The 17,732-nt window shown below is 58.1% G+C and carries 19 protein-coding genes; 1 reads left to right on the top strand and 18 read right to left on the bottom strand.

Annotated features, from left to right (window positions below):
• Positions 1–20: 20 nt before the first annotated feature.
• From BLV47_RS32580 to BLV47_RS32655, 16 genes are all read right to left on the bottom strand, one after another.
• Positions 21–599 (bottom strand): TerD family protein, encoded by a 579-nt coding sequence (locus BLV47_RS32580; protein ID WP_023101950.1) that lies wholly within the window; start codon positions 597–599, stop codon positions 21–23.
• A gap of 30 nt (positions 600–629) precedes the next feature.
• Entirely contained in the window at positions 630–1,205 is a 576-nt protein-coding gene (locus tag BLV47_RS32585) for a TerD family protein (protein WP_092320640.1), read from the bottom strand.
• Between the two features lie 30 nt (positions 1,206–1,235).
• On the bottom strand, positions 1,236–2,276 hold the full coding sequence (locus BLV47_RS32590) for a TerC/Alx family metal homeostasis membrane protein (RefSeq protein WP_092320641.1): 1,041 nt from the start codon (positions 2,274–2,276) through the stop codon (positions 1,236–1,238).
• Positions 2,277–2,285: 9 nt separating this feature from the next.
• Positions 2,286–2,735, bottom strand: a complete 450-nt coding sequence (locus BLV47_RS32595) for a tellurite resistance TerB family protein (RefSeq protein WP_092320642.1) — start codon at positions 2,733–2,735, stop codon at positions 2,286–2,288.
• A gap of 51 nt (positions 2,736–2,786) precedes the next feature.
• A complete protein-coding gene (locus BLV47_RS32600; protein ID WP_092320643.1) occupies positions 2,787–4,019 on the bottom strand; it encodes a TerD family protein in 1,233 nt (410 codons plus the stop codon).
• A complete protein-coding gene (locus BLV47_RS32605; RefSeq protein WP_092320644.1) occupies positions 4,019–4,606 on the bottom strand; it encodes a TerD family protein in 588 nt (195 codons plus the stop codon). Before BLV47_RS32605 ends, BLV47_RS32600 begins: the two co-directional genes overlap by 1 nt.
• 65 nt (positions 4,607–4,671) lie before the next feature.
• A complete protein-coding gene (locus BLV47_RS32610) occupies positions 4,672–5,283 on the bottom strand; it encodes an HAD-IB family hydrolase (RefSeq protein WP_092320645.1) in 612 nt (203 codons plus the stop codon).
• Entirely contained in the window at positions 5,283–6,236 is a 954-nt protein-coding gene (locus tag BLV47_RS32615) for an HpcH/HpaI aldolase/citrate lyase family protein (RefSeq protein WP_092320646.1), read from the bottom strand. The genes BLV47_RS32610 and BLV47_RS32615 overlap by 1 nt, the downstream gene beginning before the upstream one ends.
• Positions 6,236–7,318 (bottom strand): cysteine protease StiP family protein, encoded by a 1,083-nt coding sequence (locus BLV47_RS32620; protein ID WP_092320647.1) that lies wholly within the window; start codon positions 7,316–7,318, stop codon positions 6,236–6,238. The genes BLV47_RS32615 and BLV47_RS32620 overlap by 1 nt, the downstream gene beginning before the upstream one ends.
• Positions 7,311–8,069, bottom strand: a complete 759-nt coding sequence (locus BLV47_RS32625) for an HAD family hydrolase (RefSeq protein ID WP_092320648.1) — start codon at positions 8,067–8,069, stop codon at positions 7,311–7,313. Before BLV47_RS32625 ends, BLV47_RS32620 begins: the two co-directional genes overlap by 8 nt.
• The gene (locus BLV47_RS32630; RefSeq protein ID WP_092320649.1) at positions 8,059–9,189 is read right to left on the bottom strand and encodes a phosphoribosyltransferase domain-containing protein; all 1,131 of its coding nucleotides are present in this window, start codon (positions 9,187–9,189) and stop codon (positions 8,059–8,061) included. The genes BLV47_RS32625 and BLV47_RS32630 overlap by 11 nt, the downstream gene beginning before the upstream one ends.
• Before the next feature lie 68 nt (positions 9,190–9,257).
• Positions 9,258–10,400, bottom strand: a complete 1,143-nt coding sequence (locus tag BLV47_RS32635) for a trypsin-like peptidase domain-containing protein (RefSeq protein WP_092320650.1) — start codon at positions 10,398–10,400, stop codon at positions 9,258–9,260.
• Between the two features lie 58 nt (positions 10,401–10,458).
• The gene (locus tag BLV47_RS32640) at positions 10,459–11,484 is read right to left on the bottom strand and encodes an ATP-grasp domain-containing protein (RefSeq protein ID WP_092320988.1); all 1,026 of its coding nucleotides are present in this window, start codon (positions 11,482–11,484) and stop codon (positions 10,459–10,461) included.
• A gap of 155 nt (positions 11,485–11,639) precedes the next feature.
• Positions 11,640–12,389 (bottom strand): IS21-like element IS1474 family helper ATPase IstB, encoded by a 750-nt coding sequence (istB, locus tag BLV47_RS32645; protein ID WP_062838242.1) that lies wholly within the window; start codon positions 12,387–12,389, stop codon positions 11,640–11,642.
• Positions 12,277–13,962, bottom strand: coding sequence for an IS21 family transposase (gene istA, locus BLV47_RS32650; protein ID WP_062838241.1), 1,686 nt, complete (start codon positions 13,960–13,962; stop codon positions 12,277–12,279). The genes istB and istA overlap by 113 nt, the downstream gene beginning before the upstream one ends.
• A 401-nt stretch (positions 13,963–14,363) precedes the next feature.
• Complete coding sequence (locus tag BLV47_RS32655; RefSeq protein WP_092320651.1) at positions 14,364–15,554, bottom strand: DUF4236 domain-containing protein; 1,191 nt, start codon at positions 15,552–15,554, stop codon at positions 14,364–14,366.
• A gap of 141 nt (positions 15,555–15,695) precedes the next feature.
• On the opposite strand from BLV47_RS32655, the gene BLV47_RS32660 reads away from it, so the two are divergent.
• Complete coding sequence (locus tag BLV47_RS32660; protein ID WP_341865642.1) at positions 15,696–16,025, top strand: hypothetical protein; 330 nt, start codon at positions 15,696–15,698, stop codon at positions 16,023–16,025.
• A 54-nt stretch (positions 16,026–16,079) separates the two neighbouring features.
• Here BLV47_RS32660 and BLV47_RS32665 read toward each other — a convergent pair whose 3' ends face one another.
• Both BLV47_RS32665 and BLV47_RS32670 read right to left on the bottom strand, forming a co-directional pair.
• Positions 16,080–17,081: a recombinase RecA family protein gene (locus BLV47_RS32665; RefSeq protein ID WP_092320652.1), complete on the bottom strand. Its 1,002-nt coding sequence runs from the start codon at positions 17,079–17,081 to the stop codon at positions 16,080–16,082.
• A gap of 212 nt (positions 17,082–17,293) precedes the next feature.
• A complete protein-coding gene (locus BLV47_RS32670; RefSeq protein ID WP_092320653.1) occupies positions 17,294–17,683 on the bottom strand; it encodes a hypothetical protein in 390 nt (129 codons plus the stop codon).
• Positions 17,684–17,732: the final 49 nt, after the last annotated feature.

Raw genomic sequence — 17,732 nt, forward strand, 5'->3', positions numbered from 1 at the left:
GTTTTTTGTACTTCAGGCAATTAGCCGAGGTTCACACCGTAGGACGAAGCCAGTGGGCCGAGGCCGCCAGCAAAGCCCTGACCAATGGCCTTGAACTTCCACTCATCACCGTTGCGATACAGCTCACCGAAGACCATCGCGGTTTCCAGAGCGGAATCTTCGGACAGGTCGAAGCGAGCCAGTTCCTTGCCGTCAGCCTTGTTCAGGACGCGGATGGCAGCGTTGGATACTTGGCCGAAGGACTGCTTGCGAGCTTCTGCTTCGTGGATGGTCACGGCGAAGACCAGGCGCTTAACGTCAGCAGCGAGGCCGGAGAGCTTCACGTTGACCTGCTCGTCGTCACCGTCGCCGGCACCCGAGCGGTTGTCACCCATGTGCTCGACGTTGCCGCACGGGGACTTCTTGTTGTTGTAGAAGATGAAGGAGCCGTCGTTCAGTACCTTGCCGCTTTCGCCGACTACGAACACGGAAGCGTCCAGGTCGAACTCAGCGCCATCGGTGGAGCGGGCATCCCACGCCAGGCCAACGACCACTTCGGTCAGGCCAGGGGCTTCTTTGGACAGACTTACGTTACCGCCTTTGCTCAGACTTACTGCCATTGTTGTTGCTCCTTGTTGAGTACGGTTGTGTTACAGGTTCAGGCCATAGCGAGCGCACATGGCTTTCAGGCCGCCGGCATAACCTTGGCCAACGGCACGGAACTTCCACTCGCCGCCATGACGGTACAGCTCGGCGAACTCCATGGCGGTCTCGGTTGCATAGTCCTCAGCGAGGTCGAAGCGAACCAGTTCGGCACCGCCTTGCTGATTCACGACGCGGATGAACGCGCCGCCTACCTGGCCGAAGTTCTGACGACGGGCATCAGCGTCATGGATAGTAACGGTGAAAACGATCTTCTCAACATGAGCCGGAACCTTCGGAAGGTTGATCACCAGGCTTTCGTCGTCACCATCACCAGCACCGGTACGGTTGTCGCCGGTATGGATCACCGACTTACAGACCGATTCTTTCTGGTTGTAGAAGATGAAATCGGATTCAGCGGTAACCTTGCCGTTCGCGCCGAGCATGAATGCACTGGCGTCGAGGTCGAACTCCGCACCATCAGTGGCGCGCGGGTCCCAGCCAAGGCCGACCATGATCTCTACGAGGCCAGGGGCAACTTTATCAAGCGACAGGTTGCCGCCTTTTTGCAGGGAAAGTGCCATAGAAACAACTCCTTTACATGGCTGTTGTGATTAAGCGTTTTCTTTCGCTTCTTCTTCGCGCTCTGGGAACAGAACGCTTGCAACGATACCGATCGCCAGTACACCCATGACAATTGCGAGACTGGTATTCGGATCAATGCTGTAACCGTGGTGCCAGATGTGATTGGTTGCGTTCAGCGCCAGCTTGCCAGCGATGAAGAACAGCAGGGCGATCACAGCCTTCTCCAGGTGCACCAGATAGCGCTTCAGAGCTTCCAGCACGAAGTACATGGTACGCAGGCCGAGGATCGCAAACAGCATGGCGCTGTAAACAATCAGCGGTTCCTTACTGACGGCAATGATTGCCGGTACCGAGTCGAAGGCGAACAGTACGTCCGAGATCTCAACGACGCAGACACAAAGGAACAGCGGGGTAGAGAACCAGAAACCCTTCTGAACCAGGGTCATGCCCTTGTTCTCAGGCTTCTGAAGCTCAACCTGAAGCTGGTTGCGGTTCACGAAGAAGTTGTGTCCGTAGAGCTTCGGCCATACCGGGAACAGCTTGCTGGCGAAACGGTAGGCAATGTGCTGCGAGTAGTCTTCTTCTTCGTCTTCATCATCGCCAGAGCGAAGCATCATGACCGCAGTCCAGGCGACGATTGCCGCGAAGACAATCTCGACCCACGGACCGAAAGCAAGCAGCCCGGTACCGATGGCCACAAAGATCCCACGGAAGACAATTGCGCCGATGATGCCCCAGTACAGGACACGATGACGCAAGCCGTCAGGGATCTTGAACCAGGCGAAGATTGCCATAAACACGAACAGGTTATCGACGGACAGCACTTTCTCAAGGGCATAGCCAGTGACGAACAGGCTCGCGACTGCCGGCCCGTGAGTCATGTAGAGATAACCGGCAAAGACCATCGAAATGGCAACCCAGAAGATCGACCACATCGAGGCGTTGGCAAGAGTGACGGGCTTGTCCTTGTTGTGCGTCAGCAGGTCGATCGCAAGAGCGATCACAGCCAGGCCGATGAATACCGCAAGGGTCGCCGGCGGAAAGCCGATAGCGGTGCTAGTTGTTTCCATGATGAGTCCTTAAAGTCCAAAGTCAGCGGGGTTAAGACCCAGCTCTACACAGATGCCGCGGCAGACAGTTTTCTCGCTTTCGTCGAACTGTCCATCAGAGCTACCAATGGCGCAGCAAACCCGCACAAGCAGGCGAGCGGCGTCAGGCTTGTTACGGATCTTGCCTACAGCACGGAGCGCTTCAGCCTTGCCAATCTCGGCGTCGAACTCGAACTTCTGGCAGAAGCCATTGAAGGAAGTGATTACGTCCTTCAGATCGAAGACCTTGAGCTCATCCGAGTTTTGAATGAACCCGGCCATGCGCTGCTTTTCGATTGCGCTGATGTTCCCGTCAGCAGCAGAGACCAGAGCACAACCGGCAACCAAAGCATCCATGAAGTCACGGTTCTTAAACTTAGTGACCTCAAGGGCGAGCTTGGAGCGGGCCGATTCGACGTTGTTTTTCAGCCAATCGAGCATGTTTCTTCCTCATCATCCGAAAGGGGATGAGCTCCCCTTTCAGCAGTTCAGTTACTTAGAGCCGGCCGACCAGCGCAGGCCCCAACCATAGGTCTTGTCGAGCACCAGGTGGTCTTTGACAAAACGTACTTCTCGACTGACCTTAACGGCCCCTCGATCATTTTCAAGTAGTGCGACAGCGCACATGCCCAAACGACCACCTTCCTCGTTCATGCGAACTTCGATCGGAGGTTGATCCGGGATGTAGATCGTCACAACACCATCAGTGGATGCCCAATTCGGCGCACCCTCGTAGATGTAGGCGAATACACAGATACGCTTGATCTCGTTCCAGTGCTTGCCGTTGACGCGGAGCCATTCCCCATCTGAAACAGCACCGGTACGGTCATCCCCCATTAGCTCAATGAAAGGATCATCTCTGAAACTGCCAAATGCATTGCCCAGGGCTTGAACGACGCCTTTGTAGCCATCTTGAAGCTCGAATAGACAGCCAAGGTCGAGATCGATGCCTTTTACCTTGCCGAGGCCAAACAGGCCGCCCTTTGAATTGCCACGGTTCCAGTTCAGGTTGATCTTGATCTCGCCAAAGTCGGATTTCTTCTCCAGGCTGATCGAGCGCTGGTTCTTGTCGAGACTGATCTTGCTGAGGTTGATCTTGCTGGGTGCCGGTGCCGGTGCCGGTGCCGGTGCAGGAGCAGGAGCAGGAGCAGGAGCAGGAGCAGGAGCAGGCTTTGGCGCTGGCGCAGGTGCTGGAGCCGCGGGTTCCGCTGCTACTTCGATGCCGAAATTCTTGGCCAAAGGCTCCAGCCCACCAGCAAAGCCTTGAGCAACCACTCGGAACTTCCACTGCCCATTGCGGATATAGAACTCGCCCAAGATGAGGGCGGTTTCCATCATTCCGGTGGTAGTCAGGGAGGCGTCGATAGGCTCACCACCTGCTGAGCCTTCGATCCGAAGACTCAGCGATGGGCAGGCCGAGAACTTGGCCCGGTTCTCGTAGATGGTTGCAGTGAGGGCGATCTTCTCGATGGCTGAATCAAGGCGTTGTAGGTTCGCCTTGAACACAGCCCGACCAGGGCTGCTTTCGACCAGAGTGAGCGCTCCGTTCGAGACGCTCTTCTGGCCGTAAAAGCACATGTCGGTATCACCACGCACCTTGCCGGTACCGGTCAACTGGAAGGCCGACACATCAATGTCAGCCCCAGAGATCGGAGTGTAAGTGACCGATACGGTTAGCTCGCCATTGGGAGTGGGGGCATTGCCCCCCGGTACCAGGGACGCCATTACGCAATCAACCGGCGAGCGTCAGAGGCCATTTCCTGGACAGTGAAGCCAGAAGCCACATTGCCGAGGGCGGTCAGCTGCCAATCGCCACCATTGCGCGACAGGTAAGCCATCAGGACGCCGGTGTGGCTGCCTTTCTGGCTCAGATTGAAGCGGGCAAGCTCGGTGTTGTTCGAGCGATTCATCAGGCGGCAGTAAGCGTTCTCTACTTTGTCGAACGTCTGCCCAGTGAAACTGTTGACCGTGAACATCAGGTACTGAACGCCGGCCGGGAGACGGCTCAGATCCACATGGATCGTCTCGTCGTCACCGGAGCCTTCACCAGTGCGGTTGTCGCCGCTGTGCTTGATGGAGCCATCCTTAGAGGCCAGCTGGCGGAACCACACAACGTCGATCGGGTCTTTGTTGCCATCCAGCAGCAGGCAGGAAGCATCCAGGTCGATCTCACCGCCACCGCCCAGCAGTTTGCCCAGAAGCCCCTTGCTTTTCACTGGGTCCCAACCCAGTCCCATGCTGACTTGTGTCAGAGAAGAACCAGCGGTTTTGGCCAGCGAGATCGACTGATTTTTGGTCAGAGTAAGTGCCATCTTTATTGCTCTCCATTGCGTGGGACGATGCAAGTGCCGCTTTCCCCACATAAAAGCAGCGGTATTCAGTGAAACCACCTGTAATAAGGCTCGTCTGCGGCTTCAAGCAATTGCTTGTCGCCGGCAGAGTCTCCCCAAGCCCGAATATGGAAACTCTTCAGGTCACCATAAGCCGAAATTAGACGCGATACTTTCTCACTTTGCCGGCAATTCTGCCCGTCAATTAAGCCCGTCAGAATTCCATTACTCACTTCCAGGCGGGTTGCAATTAACTCAACCCCAAGTCTTCGTGCAAATGGCCGAAGGATAATCTCTGGTGAGGCAGAACACAGGGTGACAGTTGCCCCCGCGTTCACCTGTTCGCTAACACCAGCGCAAGCCTTGCTGCGCATGAGAGTCGGCCAAGATTTCTCGCAAAAATCCTCAGCAAGCTGAGCCAGGCTATCGGCCGAAATGCCGCATAGAAAGGTATTGATCAGCCGCTGCTTCAATTCATCCCGACTTGAAATACCTAGTAAAAACTTCAGCGAAGGCAATGTCATTCGCAGCAGCCCAATTGCATAAGTGCGGATGCCAAATTCCCTCCTGAGAAACAGCGTAAAGCTATCTCTGTAGGTCAGTGTCCCATCGAAATCGAACACCGATAGAACCGGCTTATTGGGCTGCTGATACTGCATTAGCCAGCTGCCTCGATCAGAGTCAGGGGTGCGCCCGAGAGATTGGCAGTCTTATCCGTCCGGAGCCCATGCCAGCGGGCACGCTCAACGATATTTTCTGCCCACTTCAGATGAGTCGCTGGCTCGCACATCGCCCCGTTGAACTGGAAGACGGCAGGCGCAGCATCGCTGAGGATCGCCTTCGCGCTGTTCAAGTCATCAATGCTGACTTGCAGGGCGCGATGGATGATGGCTACTTGGCTCGGATGAATGGCGGTCTTGCCTACCAAGCCGTGTGCCATATCCAGGTCGAGTTCCGCCTTGAGCAGGTCCTGGGAGTGAATCTGCTCGAACACCGGGGCGGTGAGCGCGAAGCCGGCTGCCCCCATAACACCAGCCAGCATGGGAATGACATAACCCATCGGGGTCTGGTAGAGGGTGGTGGACTGCGGCCGGCGCAGGCCAAGGCAACCCATCAGATCGTTCCCGCCAATGCGGAGAGCGATGACGCGATCAGCAATGGTTTCCAGAAGCGCATTTCGGAGTTCTACCATTGCGGTTGGGTCAAACACCTCCTTGGTTTCCAAGGTAGGCATCAGATACAGATCGGTGCCTTCGACCGACTTTGCCCATGCGTCAATGTTGTTGAGGTTCAATTTCGGCATGACGTAGCCATCTGCATGGCGCATGAGCGGCCAGGCGGAGAGCTTCGCAGCCATATCAGCATTCCGAGGGCGGACGAACATCATCGGACCATCCTCTGGACGCCCGCCGCGGCGGTCAATATCCATCAGGAGCGTTCCGAGGTTCGCCAGAGCTACATCCAGGTCGATCTCAGATACGGCATCTTCCAGGCAGACAACCAGTGAGCGCAGGCCTTGCAGCTTTTCACCCATCACCACGCTGAGCAGGTCGGTGCGAGTAGCGGGCATGTACAGGGTGGCACCCAGTGCAAATGGGGATACCTTCTTCATCAGTTCACCTTCCTTATGATCGTCACTGCCCGGTAAGGCCCAAGCTGTTCACCGGCTTCTTCGACCGCGATCCCCGCGTTTTCCGTCAGGTGCATCAGCAGTTGAACGTCTTCATCATCTCGGCTCCGGACCAGTACATGGTCAGGAACGCGACGGAGGACGGCTCGCGTAGCTTCAGCGATGCCCGGCTTTACGCGATTGAGGTTCGTGATGCCATGGTTGGCAGCCAGGCCATTAACGACGCCTAGCGCACTGGCTTGGAGTGCTTGAGCTTGCTCGGCAGTCCACGGCATCGATACGGGAGCGCTCTCTACCTTCTCGGTCAGCGCATGGATGTCATCAACGAAGCCGCGGGTGACATCGCAATCTTTCAGGTGCTCATAGACCACACACCCATGAAGGCCACCGTCCTGTGGCCAGATCGAACGCGACACCAGACCTGAGACAGTCGCCCCCAGGATGCCAGACGGAATAATCCAGTCTTCAGCAGATGCCGACAGCCAGGCCTTACCGCAAGGATCAGCCAGCACAACGAGGCGTGGATCGGCAGGGAAACGGGCGTCACCCGCGAGGCTGCGGCGAATTTCGCCAGAGATAGCTCCCTTCCCGGTCCACCCGTCTACGAAGACGATGTTCTCGGCACCATGCTTCTTGATGACCGCTTCGAGGGCTACCGTGTCGATGCCACGGTCCCGAATGATGCTCAACCCATAGTGAGAGGCATCGCGGCCCAGATCATTGAGGCAGCGCTTCAGAAGCACGCCCAGCGGGAGGCCAGCACGCACAAAGGAGACCAGTGCAATCGTGGGCCCGGTGTATAGCGCGTTCAGCGCCATAGCGAGGGATACCACATCGGTCGCCATTCTCTGCCCATTCTGGGCAAGGGCTCGGGCATAGAGGTCCATGTGAGTCTGCGTAGGGGCAGACTCAGTGCTGATCATTTCCGAGTAGTGGCGCTGATTGGTCTGGATCAGGCGTTCCTTTTCCTCAACCGGCGTTGCGTCGATCTGCATCGGACGCAGCAGAAAGTGAACGTCAGACGGGTGATAGGAGCCGGAACCCACAGTTGCGAATTCAATCATGGATAAGCGCCTCCACAACTCGGCTTGCAAGCTGGCCAACACGCGGCGTTGCCCACCAGTGGCATTCGGTCATGAAACCAAGATCAGAAACGGAGTCACCGAAGCCCAGTCGAGGGCGTTCACCGTTGATCTTCAGATCACGGGAAATCCACTCTTGAACTGCGCGTTGCTTTTGCAGGGCATGGGGAAGGAAGGCCAGGTTGTTGCCGTTGCCATGGACATAGAAATCTTCCAGGAGCCCGCGGGACTTAACGACCCCTAGTACCTCAGTAAGCACTGCATCGTCATCGCCATTGCGCTTGGTCACTACGTAGTGCTCAAGGCCTGCTTCCTCAACCACCCAGCCACGCAGTGAATGGCCCAGATCGGTACCAATCTGCAAGGTGGTGTCGCTGAGCCCTTGCAGGCGACCTTGGATGTGCGCGAGGTCGCTCTCCATCTGGGCGTGCCACTGCTCGTCCAGCTGGTTATCTGGAGTAAGGATCACCCCACCATGAGAACAGATGGCACCTTGTGTAAATGGCAGCTTGACGCGGCTGTAGGCCTCAACGCTACGGGCTGTTACAGGAACAACATCAGCGCTGGCGATCAGCCACTCAACGAATTGCTTCTGCACCGAACTCATGTAGCCGTTGGGGTTGCCATCAACGTCCAGAGTTGCCGGGAAACGCTCTCCCTGGCCCATCTTCCGGGCGGTTTGGAAAAGGGTATCGTCCAGGTCGACGAAAATGAGCGGTTTGTTATTGGCCATCAGAAATAACCTCGGCTTGGAGTGTCTCAACAAGTCGCGGATCGACTGATTGCACAGGGGTTTCGCAGCAAATGATCACCCTGTCGTACTGACCGGGTGCCACGTTGTAAATGAAGTTCGGAATGCCCAGCCCATAGTTGTCGGAGAACGACAGCGCATGGCCAATGGCGTGCCCCAGGGCAATAGGGGAACGGGTTGTGGAACCGAAGTGAACCTGTGCACCTTGCTTCTCAAGGCGCTCTGCCAGCAGGAATGGCCGCCAGACGTATTCACTGGTGCCGATCACTAGGATGCGTTCACCGGACGCTGCACGAAAATCAGGCGCGAGGGTGTCCATGTGCTGGGTAACACCAAGACGGCCCCAGTCTGTTGATGGGACCAGCGGCCATTCCCCGGCTGCAACCGTCCCAACCTCGGGCATCTCCGGCATTGGTGCTTCCGGATCTTCGTCGAACTGGAACGAGCCCGACATCAGGGACACCGATTCGGCATGAGAGCCGATACGGCGAGCTACAGCGCCCTCGGACCAGTCCGTCAGGGTGACGGTTACCACTCGCTCTACCTGAGAGAGCCCCGCCTCCTGAAGTGCCGAGAGCAAGTTGATGAAGGTGTTGCCAGTTGAGGCTTCATCATCGACCAGAACGACAGACCGGGCTGACATCAGCAACTCACGCTGCTCGGGATCGATCGGCATGTGGAGCAGGTGAGCACTCGCATGGCTGTGCTCTTCTTCGAATCGAGCGAACAGCTCAGTCCCTACCGGATGGCGGGTGCTGACCCAATACAGAGTGTCATCTCGACCTTTGGAATATGCGCGATGAACACCTGCACCAAGGCCAACGGCAGTTTCTGCCATGCCGATAAACAGAACAGGGCCAGGGAGGTCAGATGGGATCTTCTTCGCCAGCGATTCGAAGCTCGATTGCATTACCGAAGGCGCGACCGGGATATGGCGGCCAAGCACTTTGGACACGAATAGAAAGGCACGCTTTGGATTGCGGCGCTCAGCGAAACCGAACAGGGCTTCAGGCGAAGCATCTGCGGCGGTGACTCGCACAGAGAGCCGGCCTCTCAAAAGGTCGGCGCTTAGCACTCGTGCGTTGTGGGAAACTTCATTCATACAGCAGACATCCAAAATGGGTGTTCAATGAACGTAACGGCGGCCAATCTCAATTCAAGGGAGGCTACTTAAGCCTGAGCCTCGATCATCCAGAGAGATGACTGAACCTTCCGGACCAGCTCATGGGCGGCCATGCTGGGCCCAGAGTGTGATCGCTGAGGTACAAGATGTGCCGCTTCGAGGAAGGACATCGCCAGGCAGGCTTTCACGGCGAAGTTCATGTTCTGCGCATCAGTCACAGCCGATGTGACCATCCCCGTGACCTGGCCAGCCATATCGAACAGAGGACTCCCACTCGACCCAGGCTGGATGGGCGCTGTGAATTGCAAGACGCTGGAGTCAGAACGGACGCCGGTCAGGGCCGAAATTCCGCCCTGAGTCACGGCAACAGATCCACCAGTGAGCCCAGAGAGCGGATAGCCCACGGCTACCACTGCCTCGCCCAGATTGATGCTAGGCCCATCTTTGAACACGACAGGTTCAAGGTCCACCTTGCCAACGACTCGAAGCAGTGCGAGGTCGTTGGTTTCATCAACCATGACGTATTCCAGGTCATAGTTGCCAGCCAGAGAGCGCATCCGGTAACGGCGCATATCTCGTATGACGTGGGCGCACGTCATGATGTGGTTCTTGGAGACGGCGAAACCAGTGCCTGTAGCAGAGGCGCAGCTTTCGTTGTCGCGCGGTCGGCCTGGGCCAGAGCTGCCTTTAGAGGGATGCGAGTCATCCACACTCAGGCCAATCCGGCGACCAAAGGCAGCAAGGCCATAGGCGCTGGCCTCATGCAGCGATCTGACTTTCCACTGGTCGTTGCGCAGGTAGAACTCAGCAATGATCAGCGCAGCCTCGCCCATCCCTTGTAGCGAGTTCTGGATGCTGATGGTTTCATTGATTTTGAGTTCGAGGCTTCGAACAAACTCCAACGGGCATGCAGCGTCGTAGGTGTAGACCACCACCAGAACCCGGCTGGCTTCAGCAGGCAGCTCAGCCAGGCGCAAGTTGCACCCGACGTTGCCAGCACTCTCGAACCAGTCATTCCAATGCGCCTCGGAGGCGAGCAAAGCTGCCGGCCCACAGGGGTTACGCTTCTCATCCACAGGGATTAGGGCGACCCCAGCTCGATCCCAGGCTTGGGGATCTTGGCTGCTCAGCGTAAATGTTATGGCAGAGGTGTTGACTGGCGCATTTGCGCCGGCAGGCAAATTGAGCATCTTCCCTGAACTCTCTAGCTAATCGAATTAGACACGATGGTGCCAACCTGTACTGGCATTATGCAGTCAAAGTTGACTTTGGAAACAGGTTATCTACGCGAACAGGCGTAGGAATGCCCTTAAGCATCACCCCGGTGAGCATTTCGACAGGCGGGTGATCGAACCCCAGCCGAGAGGCCGCGAAGATGCCTGGCAGGTTGATACCGGCAAGCCGGGTATAGCCGATACCACCCGAGTAACGCGGGTTGATCTCCAGGAGGTGGGGAGTGCCCTCGCTATCATCACGGGTCTGGACGTTGATAATCCCATCACACCCGAAGTGCTCGGCAGCTTGAATCGCAAGTTCTACGGCCGGGCCTTCGAAGCTGAAGGTTTGGTACATGCCTTCCTTGCGACGCCCGCAATAGGCGATGACCTTCCCTTTGTGCAGCACCATGTCCACAGAGCACTCGGAACCAGCCATATAGGGCATGACCAGCAGAGGCTTCTGGTTGGCACTGTCACCATAGGCCTGTACGAAGACCGACTCATTGACGGTGTGATCGCCGGCGTTGGCAAAGCAACGGAAAGGATCAGCCTCTGCGTCGAGCCGCCAAAAGCCCATGCCATAGATGCCGCGAGCTGGCTTTACGCACACCTGGTGCTTGCCCCGCATGCTATCAATTGCAGCCTTGAGCTCAGCAGCATTGCTGACGGTCACTGCCGGGATGACGGCCAGCCCAGCGGCTTCGGCTTCGGCAGTGAATACCGACTTGTCATCAACCTGATCGAATGTCTTGATCGAGAGCCCGCCAGTTACCAGATCAATCCCCAAGGATTCGAACTCGCCCCGGCGATCTTCAAACTCACGCCCTGCGCGACCTACGTGCATGACCTTCACGCCGCGGTGCTTGGCGACATCGATGGCCCACTGGACGCGATCACTGTCGCTGTCAGGCTCTTTAAGGACGATATCCGCACCTTCGGTTACCTCGGGGCGGACTTGGCGGTGCGATGCCATAACGGGGACGCGCCCCTGAATGGCCTCCATGGCACCAGCAATAACATCACGCTGACTCGATTGTCCCTGTAGAAACCAGATCATTTCATCCGCTCGCATAAAAAACCCTACTTTTCTAAGTATCTCACGCTTTGACGGCGATCCACTGCGGATTTCGGTGAACGTGACCGAGCGTTTCGCTAATACGTGACCGGTGCTTCCACCCCGGTTGCGCGGGTTCTGGATTGTAATCGCATCGGTCACGATGCGGCTTGTTCCTCGGCTTTTTTTCGGCGCAGCGACTCGCCTTTCATCGTCAGTCGGTAGGCGTTGTGCACCAGGCGGTCGAGGATGGCATCGGCCAGGGTCGGGTCGTTGATCCAGCCGTGCCAGTGCTCGATGGGCAGTTGGCTCGTCAGGATGGTGGAGCGGCTGCCAGCGCGGTCGTCGATCACCTCCAGCAGGTCATGCCGGGCTCCTTCCTCCAGCGGGGCTAGCGCCCAGTCGTCCAGCACCAGGACGTCGACCTTTGCCAGCTGTTGCAGGGTACGGCCGAAGCTGCCGTCGCCATGAGCGATGCGCAGTTGTTCCAGCAGGCGCGGGGTGCGCAGGTACAGGGTGCTATAGCCCTGGCGGCAGGCCTGGTTGCCCAGGGCGCAGGCCAGCCAGGTTTTGCCGGCACCGGTCGGGCCGGTCAGCAGCAGGTTGTGCTGCTGGCGGATCCAGTCGCCACTGGCCAGGGTGGCGATCAGACGCTCGTCCAGGGCGCGTCCGGTGCGGCGGTCGAGATCTTCCAGGCAGGCGTTGGCGTACTTGAGCTTGGCCTTCTTGCGCAGCCGTACCAGGCGCTGGTTGTCACGCCAGGCCAGTTCGCGGTCGAGCAGTAGGCCGAGGCGTTCATCGAAGCTCAGGCTGTGGCTGGCCGGCAGCGTCCATTGCTCTTCCAGGGCGCGGGCCATGCCGTCCAGGCGTAGCTGGTGCAGTTGATTCAGGGTGTGTTGCGGCATCATCGAACAGCTCCTGTTGCGGGGGTTGGTAGTAGTCGGCGCCACGGACGTTCTCGTGGTCGCCGGGTAAGGTCGTTTCGGCGGCACGCTGGGGCAGCGGCTGTTGATCCAGGCCTTGCTGGAGCAGGTTGCGCACGCTGCGCCCGGTGAAGGCGCGCAGGTGTACGGCACGTTCGGCAGCGGCTTCCAGGCGTGCATTGCCATAGCGCCGGGCCAGCGAGAGCAGGCCGAGGCAGGCGCGGTAGCCCATCTCCGGGTGCGGCTTGTGGGTCAGTTGGTGATCGATCAGTTGGCGCGTGTAGGGGCCGATCCGCGCGCCCCAGTCGAGCAGGCGTTGTGGCGTCCATTCGCGATGCGCCTGGTGCGCCGCGGGCATGTGCTCGCGCTGGGTACTGTAAGCGCCGCGTCGCCCCAGCAGCAGGTGGCTGGCCACCCGCCGGTTGCCATGCAGCACTTCCAGGGTGTGTGCCGTCAGTCGCACGTCCACGTTCTGCCGGGCCAGGGCGGAGGGCACGCTGTAGAAGCTGCCATTGACCTCGATGTGGTAGTCGATGCTGACCTTGCAGCGCTTGAAGGTGGCGACCTCGTAGGGATGCACCGGCAGCGCTCGCAAGGCCGGGCGATCCAGGCGCTCGAACCAGTCGCGCCGGCAGCCATCGAGCCGCTTGAACGGGCGCCGATTCAGATCCTCCAGCAGCTCGGCGATGGCCTGGTTAAGCGCATGCAGGCTGAAGAACTGCCGATGGCGCAGCCGCGCCATGATCCAGCGCTCGACCACCTGCACCGCCACCTCGGCCTTGGCCTTGTCCTGAGGCTTGCGTGGCCGTGCCGGCAGGATCACCGTCTGGTAATGACGCGCGCACTCCAGCGTGGCCCGGTTCAGGCCCGGCTCGTAGCGATCCGGCTGGGCGACCAGGGCGCGCGGATTGTCCGGCACAACCATTTCCGGCACGCCGCCAAAGTAGGTCAGAGCCTGGCCCAGCGAGGTCAGCCAGTCCACCTGGGTTTCGCCTGGCGTCGCGCAGGCATAGGTGTAATTCGAGGCGCCCAGGGCGGCGACGAAGATGTGCGCCCGGCGCACTTCGCCGGTGGCCGGGTCGACCACCGGCAGCGTCGGCCCGGCATAGTCGATGAATAGCTTCTCGCCCGCACGGTGCAGCTGACGCATCGAACGTTTGAGCGTCTGGGCGTAGCGCCGGTAGTGCTCGACGAACTGGGTGTAGCGGTAGGTCGGCTGGCCCGCATGCGCGGCGAGATATTCCTCCCACAGCAGCTGCAAGGTCACGCCCTTGCGTCGCAACTCGCGGTGGATGCTCAGCACATCGGGCAGCACTCGCTCACCGCGCGGCTTGTTCGTCGACGTCGGTGCAAACAAGGCGGCCGCCAGCGCGGCCTCGTCCATGGCCACCAGCGCCGGCCAGTCCAGCCCGGCCACCCGCGCCGCCGCGATGTACTTGCTAACCACGCCCTTGGACAGCTGCAAGGCACGGGCAATCTTCTCGTGGGACAAGCCGGCCTCAAACTTGAGGCGCAGACATTCTTTGATGTTTCGCATGGCTACTCGCGGCGCCGCCATCTTCCTCTCCCGAAATCGGTCGAGGATGGCGGCGCATCAGGTCATGCGCAACGAAGGGGAAGGCTTTCGCTAAGTCGTGACCGGCGATTTCGGTAAGCCGTGACCACCTGTTTCGGAACAGGCGGAAAATCGGTCACGTTGCTACCGAAATGAGCGGTCACGCGTTAGCGAAATGACCGGTCACGATCAACCGAAACGGCCGGTCACGGTGCTCCGAAATCCGCAATCCACGACGTAAGTGGGGGTTGCCAAATCGCGGTGAGTCCTAGTCCTAGCCATACAGTAACGGCAAGGGATTCAGGCGCAGGGGCGGATTGGGATGGCGCGGGGTAGAGAACCTGCTGCCAAGTGGAGGCAGCAGGGCGCTTGTAGATGGCGCTGAGAATTGAGCGCTTGCTGGCTCAGGCGTAAGAGTCGGACATCTCGAACGGCGTGATCTCTTGCAGCCGAGATGACCGATCCAGCTTCACGCGCAGCGGGAACATCCCAATGGTAGAGGCCGGGTCGATATCACTCAGTTGGCTGAAGTTGATCAGGCTCCAACCATCTCGGTCGATGATGGTAGACATGACGTACTCGTCGCGGATTTGAGCGGTACCGGTGCACTGGCGCTGGACGTAGCTGGAGATAACGACCTTATCGATGGTCGGCAGTCCGGCAAAAAGCTCGCCAGCTACACGGAATGCAGAGGCATAGGCGAGGAAAACGAAATCACGCCGGGATTGAGCTTCTGAGCGCTTCTTGAAGTTGAGTCGGTCTTTTCCTACCACAGCTGAGGTGGCTGGGATCTCGTCTTCATCCGGAAGGTCAAGGTCGATGCCTACTACGCGGCCACAAGCTGAAATCCCGAAGCCGATGTTTGTCACTCTCGGCCAGGTGATCCGGTCTAGCAGGTACTCAGCGACGACTTCCATTGCCGGAACATCATTCTGAGGTAGTCGCTTCATCGCATCTACGATTTGAGCCCGGCGCGTTTCATGCGCCCGCTGCTCCTGATACCACTCAGAAAGATTCTCCTGATAGCCCTGGGAGATTTGACGATTAAGCTCTTCGATGGCAGCAGCCTTGCCGAACAATCGATCGAAGAAGCCAATCTTCTGGTGCGGAGGCTCTACCGGTTTGCTCGATTCATCGAAGGCCGCTGGAGCCGGGACGACGGAGCCAGGGGCCGGGGTGCCCATGTGGATATTCAGGCAGGCTTCGAGGTCTTCATTCATCCGCACGGCAGCAGCTTCAAGCATGCCCTGGAGAGCATCCCGATTCTCGGCCTTGAACTGCTTAACGATTGCTGGTGGTACCGGCGCACCAGTCTCGTCTCTGAAACTGAGTTCGCCATCATCGCTGAGTGTGACGATGACCTGAACCGGCTGAGTGGCTTGCCTGGAGGAAGAGCGTCCCTGAGCAGCGCCGCCCGATAACTTGGTACGGTAGGAAAGGCCTGTTCCTGGGATGCCAAGGTTTCCATAAACCCCGCTTCGCCCGACGCTTACAGAAGCGCCGCGAGGGCCCAAAGAAAGCCCAACTCCAGAGCCGCTCAGGTTGACCCGCACACCTGGCAGCAATGTCACTCGCTTGGAAAAGCGCAAACCCATGTCGATACTCCCTATCCGATAAGACTGATGCTTCAGCGTGGCACCAGGCGAAAGCTTTCTGAAAACGCAACTTTACAGTAACGAACGAGCATGCATAACCGGTGTCAGACATTACGGATATTCAGGAAGGAGTCTTTGTTGATGCTGCGCTTAATTAGCCTTGCCATGCTGGTGTGCGCTATGTCGTTGCCCACATTCGCTGCGGACGTTGACCTCGATAACGATGGTCGCACGGACTATCAGTTCGGCGGCTCAGACCGTGACCTCGATAATGACGGGAAGACCGATCACGGGGCAGGAGGAAATGACCGCGACCTCGACAATGATCATAAGCAGGATTTTGGGGCGGCGGGTATGACCGTGACGTTGATAACGACAATAAAATCGACAAGGACAAGGGCGGCTGGGATACGGACTTGGACAACGATGGGAAGAAAGACGCGAAGTTTGGAGGCCCTGATCGAGACATAGATAACGACAAACAACGTGATTTCTGAATAGAAAAGGGGGGCATTGCCCCCCTTGTCACGCTGCTTCCTTGAGATCGCCGGTGATCCCAGCTCGATCTCGAATATCCATCTCGATTTGGGTGGCCACCTGCGGGTTTTCAGCCAAAGCAGCCCGCATCTCGCTTGGTTTGCTGCCCAGGCACACGTCCCCGTAGTAGAGCACGCCGTGCTTCTTGGTCAGCACCTCGTACTCAAGGCCGATACGTGCCAGCTCGACCTCACGCACAACCCCATAGTTGAGGTACAGCGTGGCCTCGGCAAACTGCGGTCCAAGCTTGTTCTTCACGATGGTGCACAGGACTTCGGAGCCAGGCAGAGGTTTGTTGTGCTGCTGTGTATTTGCGCGCATGCAGATTCGCATGCTCAGGTAGTGCTTCAGCGCGTGACCGCATGGGGTCACCTCTGTCTCTCCGTCGATACCATCGAAGTGCGAGCGGATCTGGTTTGTGAAAATGACCAGAGTGTTGTGCCGTGCCACCAACGGGGTCAGGCGTTTGACGGCGAACCCGATCATGGTTGCTTGAGCTGAACTCATCTCGGGGGTGATGTGCATGGCCTCCGACTTGGGCAGCAGGGCGGCAGCACTGTCGACCACGATAATGTCCACGCTACCCGAAAGGATCAGGGTCTCGATGATCTGGAAAGCCTGCTCACCAGTATCAGGAGCAATGACAGGCATTTCTTCCAGGTTCACACCGATTCGCTGGGCATAGCTGGGTTCCAGAGCGTGTTCGGCATCAATGAAGGCGCACGTTGCGCCGAGGCGTTGTGCATGAGCGATTGCTTGGAGGCACAAGGTAGTCTTGCCACTGGATTCGCCCCCATAGATTTCCACGAAGCGCCCGGCAGGTAGGCCGCCGCACTCGGTAGCAATGTCCAGAGAGAGAGAGCCGGTGGAGTACACCAGCGGACGCTTTACTGACCCATCGCTGGTCGTGTAACGGATGGGGGCTTTGCCCAGCTGTTTCTCGACAGCAGACAGTGCCGCTGCCAGGCCTTTCTTGCGCATGTCATTCATGGTCGTGCCCTCTGGCGTTTATGACTGAAGTGATAGTCACTGTAACGGCGGAATCGAGCGGTGCAGGGCGGGCGAAACTGGTAGCGCTTCAGCGTAGAAGGCAATCGCGAGAGGGAGCGAGGCGGGGGAGTGTGGGTGACGCTTGGGGGATGGGACTGACTGTCTCAACGCATCGAGAACAGTCAGTATCCGGTGCTGGCGCTGGTGCTGCGTCAGGCCTGTGGTTGGTAGCTGCGCAGTAGCTTCAGCTCGCTGCGGGTAATGCTACGGTCTTTGGATAGACGCTGGATGTGCTCTGACAGAAAGCTGTCTGCTGTTGCATTCAGCTCCGCAACCTTGCTGGCGGGGGCTGGTAGTGTTTGCCAGCTGAAAAGACCCAATAACAGGAGCGTGATCGCAATTACTCCCGCCACGACTATTTGCATCCAAATTGGGAAAACGCCGATGGCGTGCTTGTAGATCTCCGTCCCTTCCGGTTGAACTGCAATAGTAAAACCCAGGTAGGTCACTGAAGCCACCATCAAGATGAAGAGCGTGCAGTAGGTTGCTCGCAGGGCGGTCGTAGTCGGGCGCAAATTCTTGATCGTGTATTGATTTGCCATCTTTAGTCCTTGTCAGAAGAGATGTTCACTTGTGTGAGGTACCGGAGGC

This window comes from Pseudomonas saponiphila (assembly GCF_900105185.1).
GTDB lineage: Bacteria > Pseudomonadota > Gammaproteobacteria > Pseudomonadales > Pseudomonadaceae > Aquipseudomonas > Aquipseudomonas saponiphila.

What these genes read in the sequence shown, in the direction of transcription:
- BLV47_RS32580 (WP_023101950.1), bottom strand. Translation starts at nt 599, where the DNA reads ATGGCAGTAAGTCTGAGCAAAGGCGGTAACGTAAGTCTGTCCAAAGAA.
- BLV47_RS32585 (WP_092320640.1), bottom strand. Translation starts at nt 1,205, where the DNA reads ATGGCACTTTCCCTGCAAAAAGGCGGCAACCTGTCGCTTGATAAAGTT.
- BLV47_RS32590 (WP_092320641.1), bottom strand. Translation starts at nt 2,276, where the DNA reads ATGGAAACAACTAGCACCGCTATCGGCTTTCCGCCGGCGACCCTTGCG.
- BLV47_RS32595 (WP_092320642.1), bottom strand. Translation starts at nt 2,735, where the DNA reads ATGCTCGATTGGCTGAAAAACAACGTCGAATCGGCCCGCTCCAAGCTC.
- BLV47_RS32600 (WP_092320643.1), bottom strand. Translation starts at nt 4,019, where the DNA reads ATGGCGTCCCTGGTACCGGGGGGCAATGCCCCCACTCCCAATGGCGAG.
- BLV47_RS32605 (WP_092320644.1), bottom strand. Translation starts at nt 4,606, where the DNA reads ATGGCACTTACTCTGACCAAAAATCAGTCGATCTCGCTGGCCAAAACC.
- BLV47_RS32610 (WP_092320645.1), bottom strand. Translation starts at nt 5,283, where the DNA reads ATGCAGTATCAGCAGCCCAATAAGCCGGTTCTATCGGTGTTCGATTTC.
- BLV47_RS32615 (WP_092320646.1), bottom strand. Translation starts at nt 6,236, where the DNA reads ATGAAGAAGGTATCCCCATTTGCACTGGGTGCCACCCTGTACATGCCC.
- BLV47_RS32620 (WP_092320647.1), bottom strand. Translation starts at nt 7,318, where the DNA reads ATGATTGAATTCGCAACTGTGGGTTCCGGCTCCTATCACCCGTCTGAC.
- BLV47_RS32625 (WP_092320648.1), bottom strand. Translation starts at nt 8,069, where the DNA reads ATGGCCAATAACAAACCGCTCATTTTCGTCGACCTGGACGATACCCTT.
- BLV47_RS32630 (WP_092320649.1), bottom strand. Translation starts at nt 9,189, where the DNA reads ATGAATGAAGTTTCCCACAACGCACGAGTGCTAAGCGCCGACCTTTTG.
- BLV47_RS32635 (WP_092320650.1), bottom strand. Translation starts at nt 10,400, where the DNA reads ATGCTCAATTTGCCTGCCGGCGCAAATGCGCCAGTCAACACCTCTGCC.
- BLV47_RS32640 (WP_092320988.1), bottom strand. Translation starts at nt 11,484, where the DNA reads ATGATCTGGTTTCTACAGGGACAATCGAGTCAGCGTGATGTTATTGCT.
- istB (WP_062838242.1), bottom strand. Translation starts at nt 12,389, where the DNA reads ATGATGCCGCAACACACCCTGAATCAACTGCACCAGCTACGCCTGGAC.
- istA (WP_062838241.1), bottom strand. Translation starts at nt 13,962, where the DNA reads ATGGCGGCGCCGCGAGTAGCCATGCGAAACATCAAAGAATGTCTGCGC.
- BLV47_RS32655 (WP_092320651.1), bottom strand. Translation starts at nt 15,554, where the DNA reads ATGGGTTTGCGCTTTTCCAAGCGAGTGACATTGCTGCCAGGTGTGCGG.
- BLV47_RS32660 (WP_341865642.1), top strand. Translation starts at nt 15,696, where the DNA reads ATGCTGCGCTTAATTAGCCTTGCCATGCTGGTGTGCGCTATGTCGTTG.
- BLV47_RS32665 (WP_092320652.1), bottom strand. Translation starts at nt 17,081, where the DNA reads ATGAATGACATGCGCAAGAAAGGCCTGGCAGCGGCACTGTCTGCTGTC.
- BLV47_RS32670 (WP_092320653.1), bottom strand. Translation starts at nt 17,683, where the DNA reads ATGGCAAATCAATACACGATCAAGAATTTGCGCCCGACTACGACCGCC.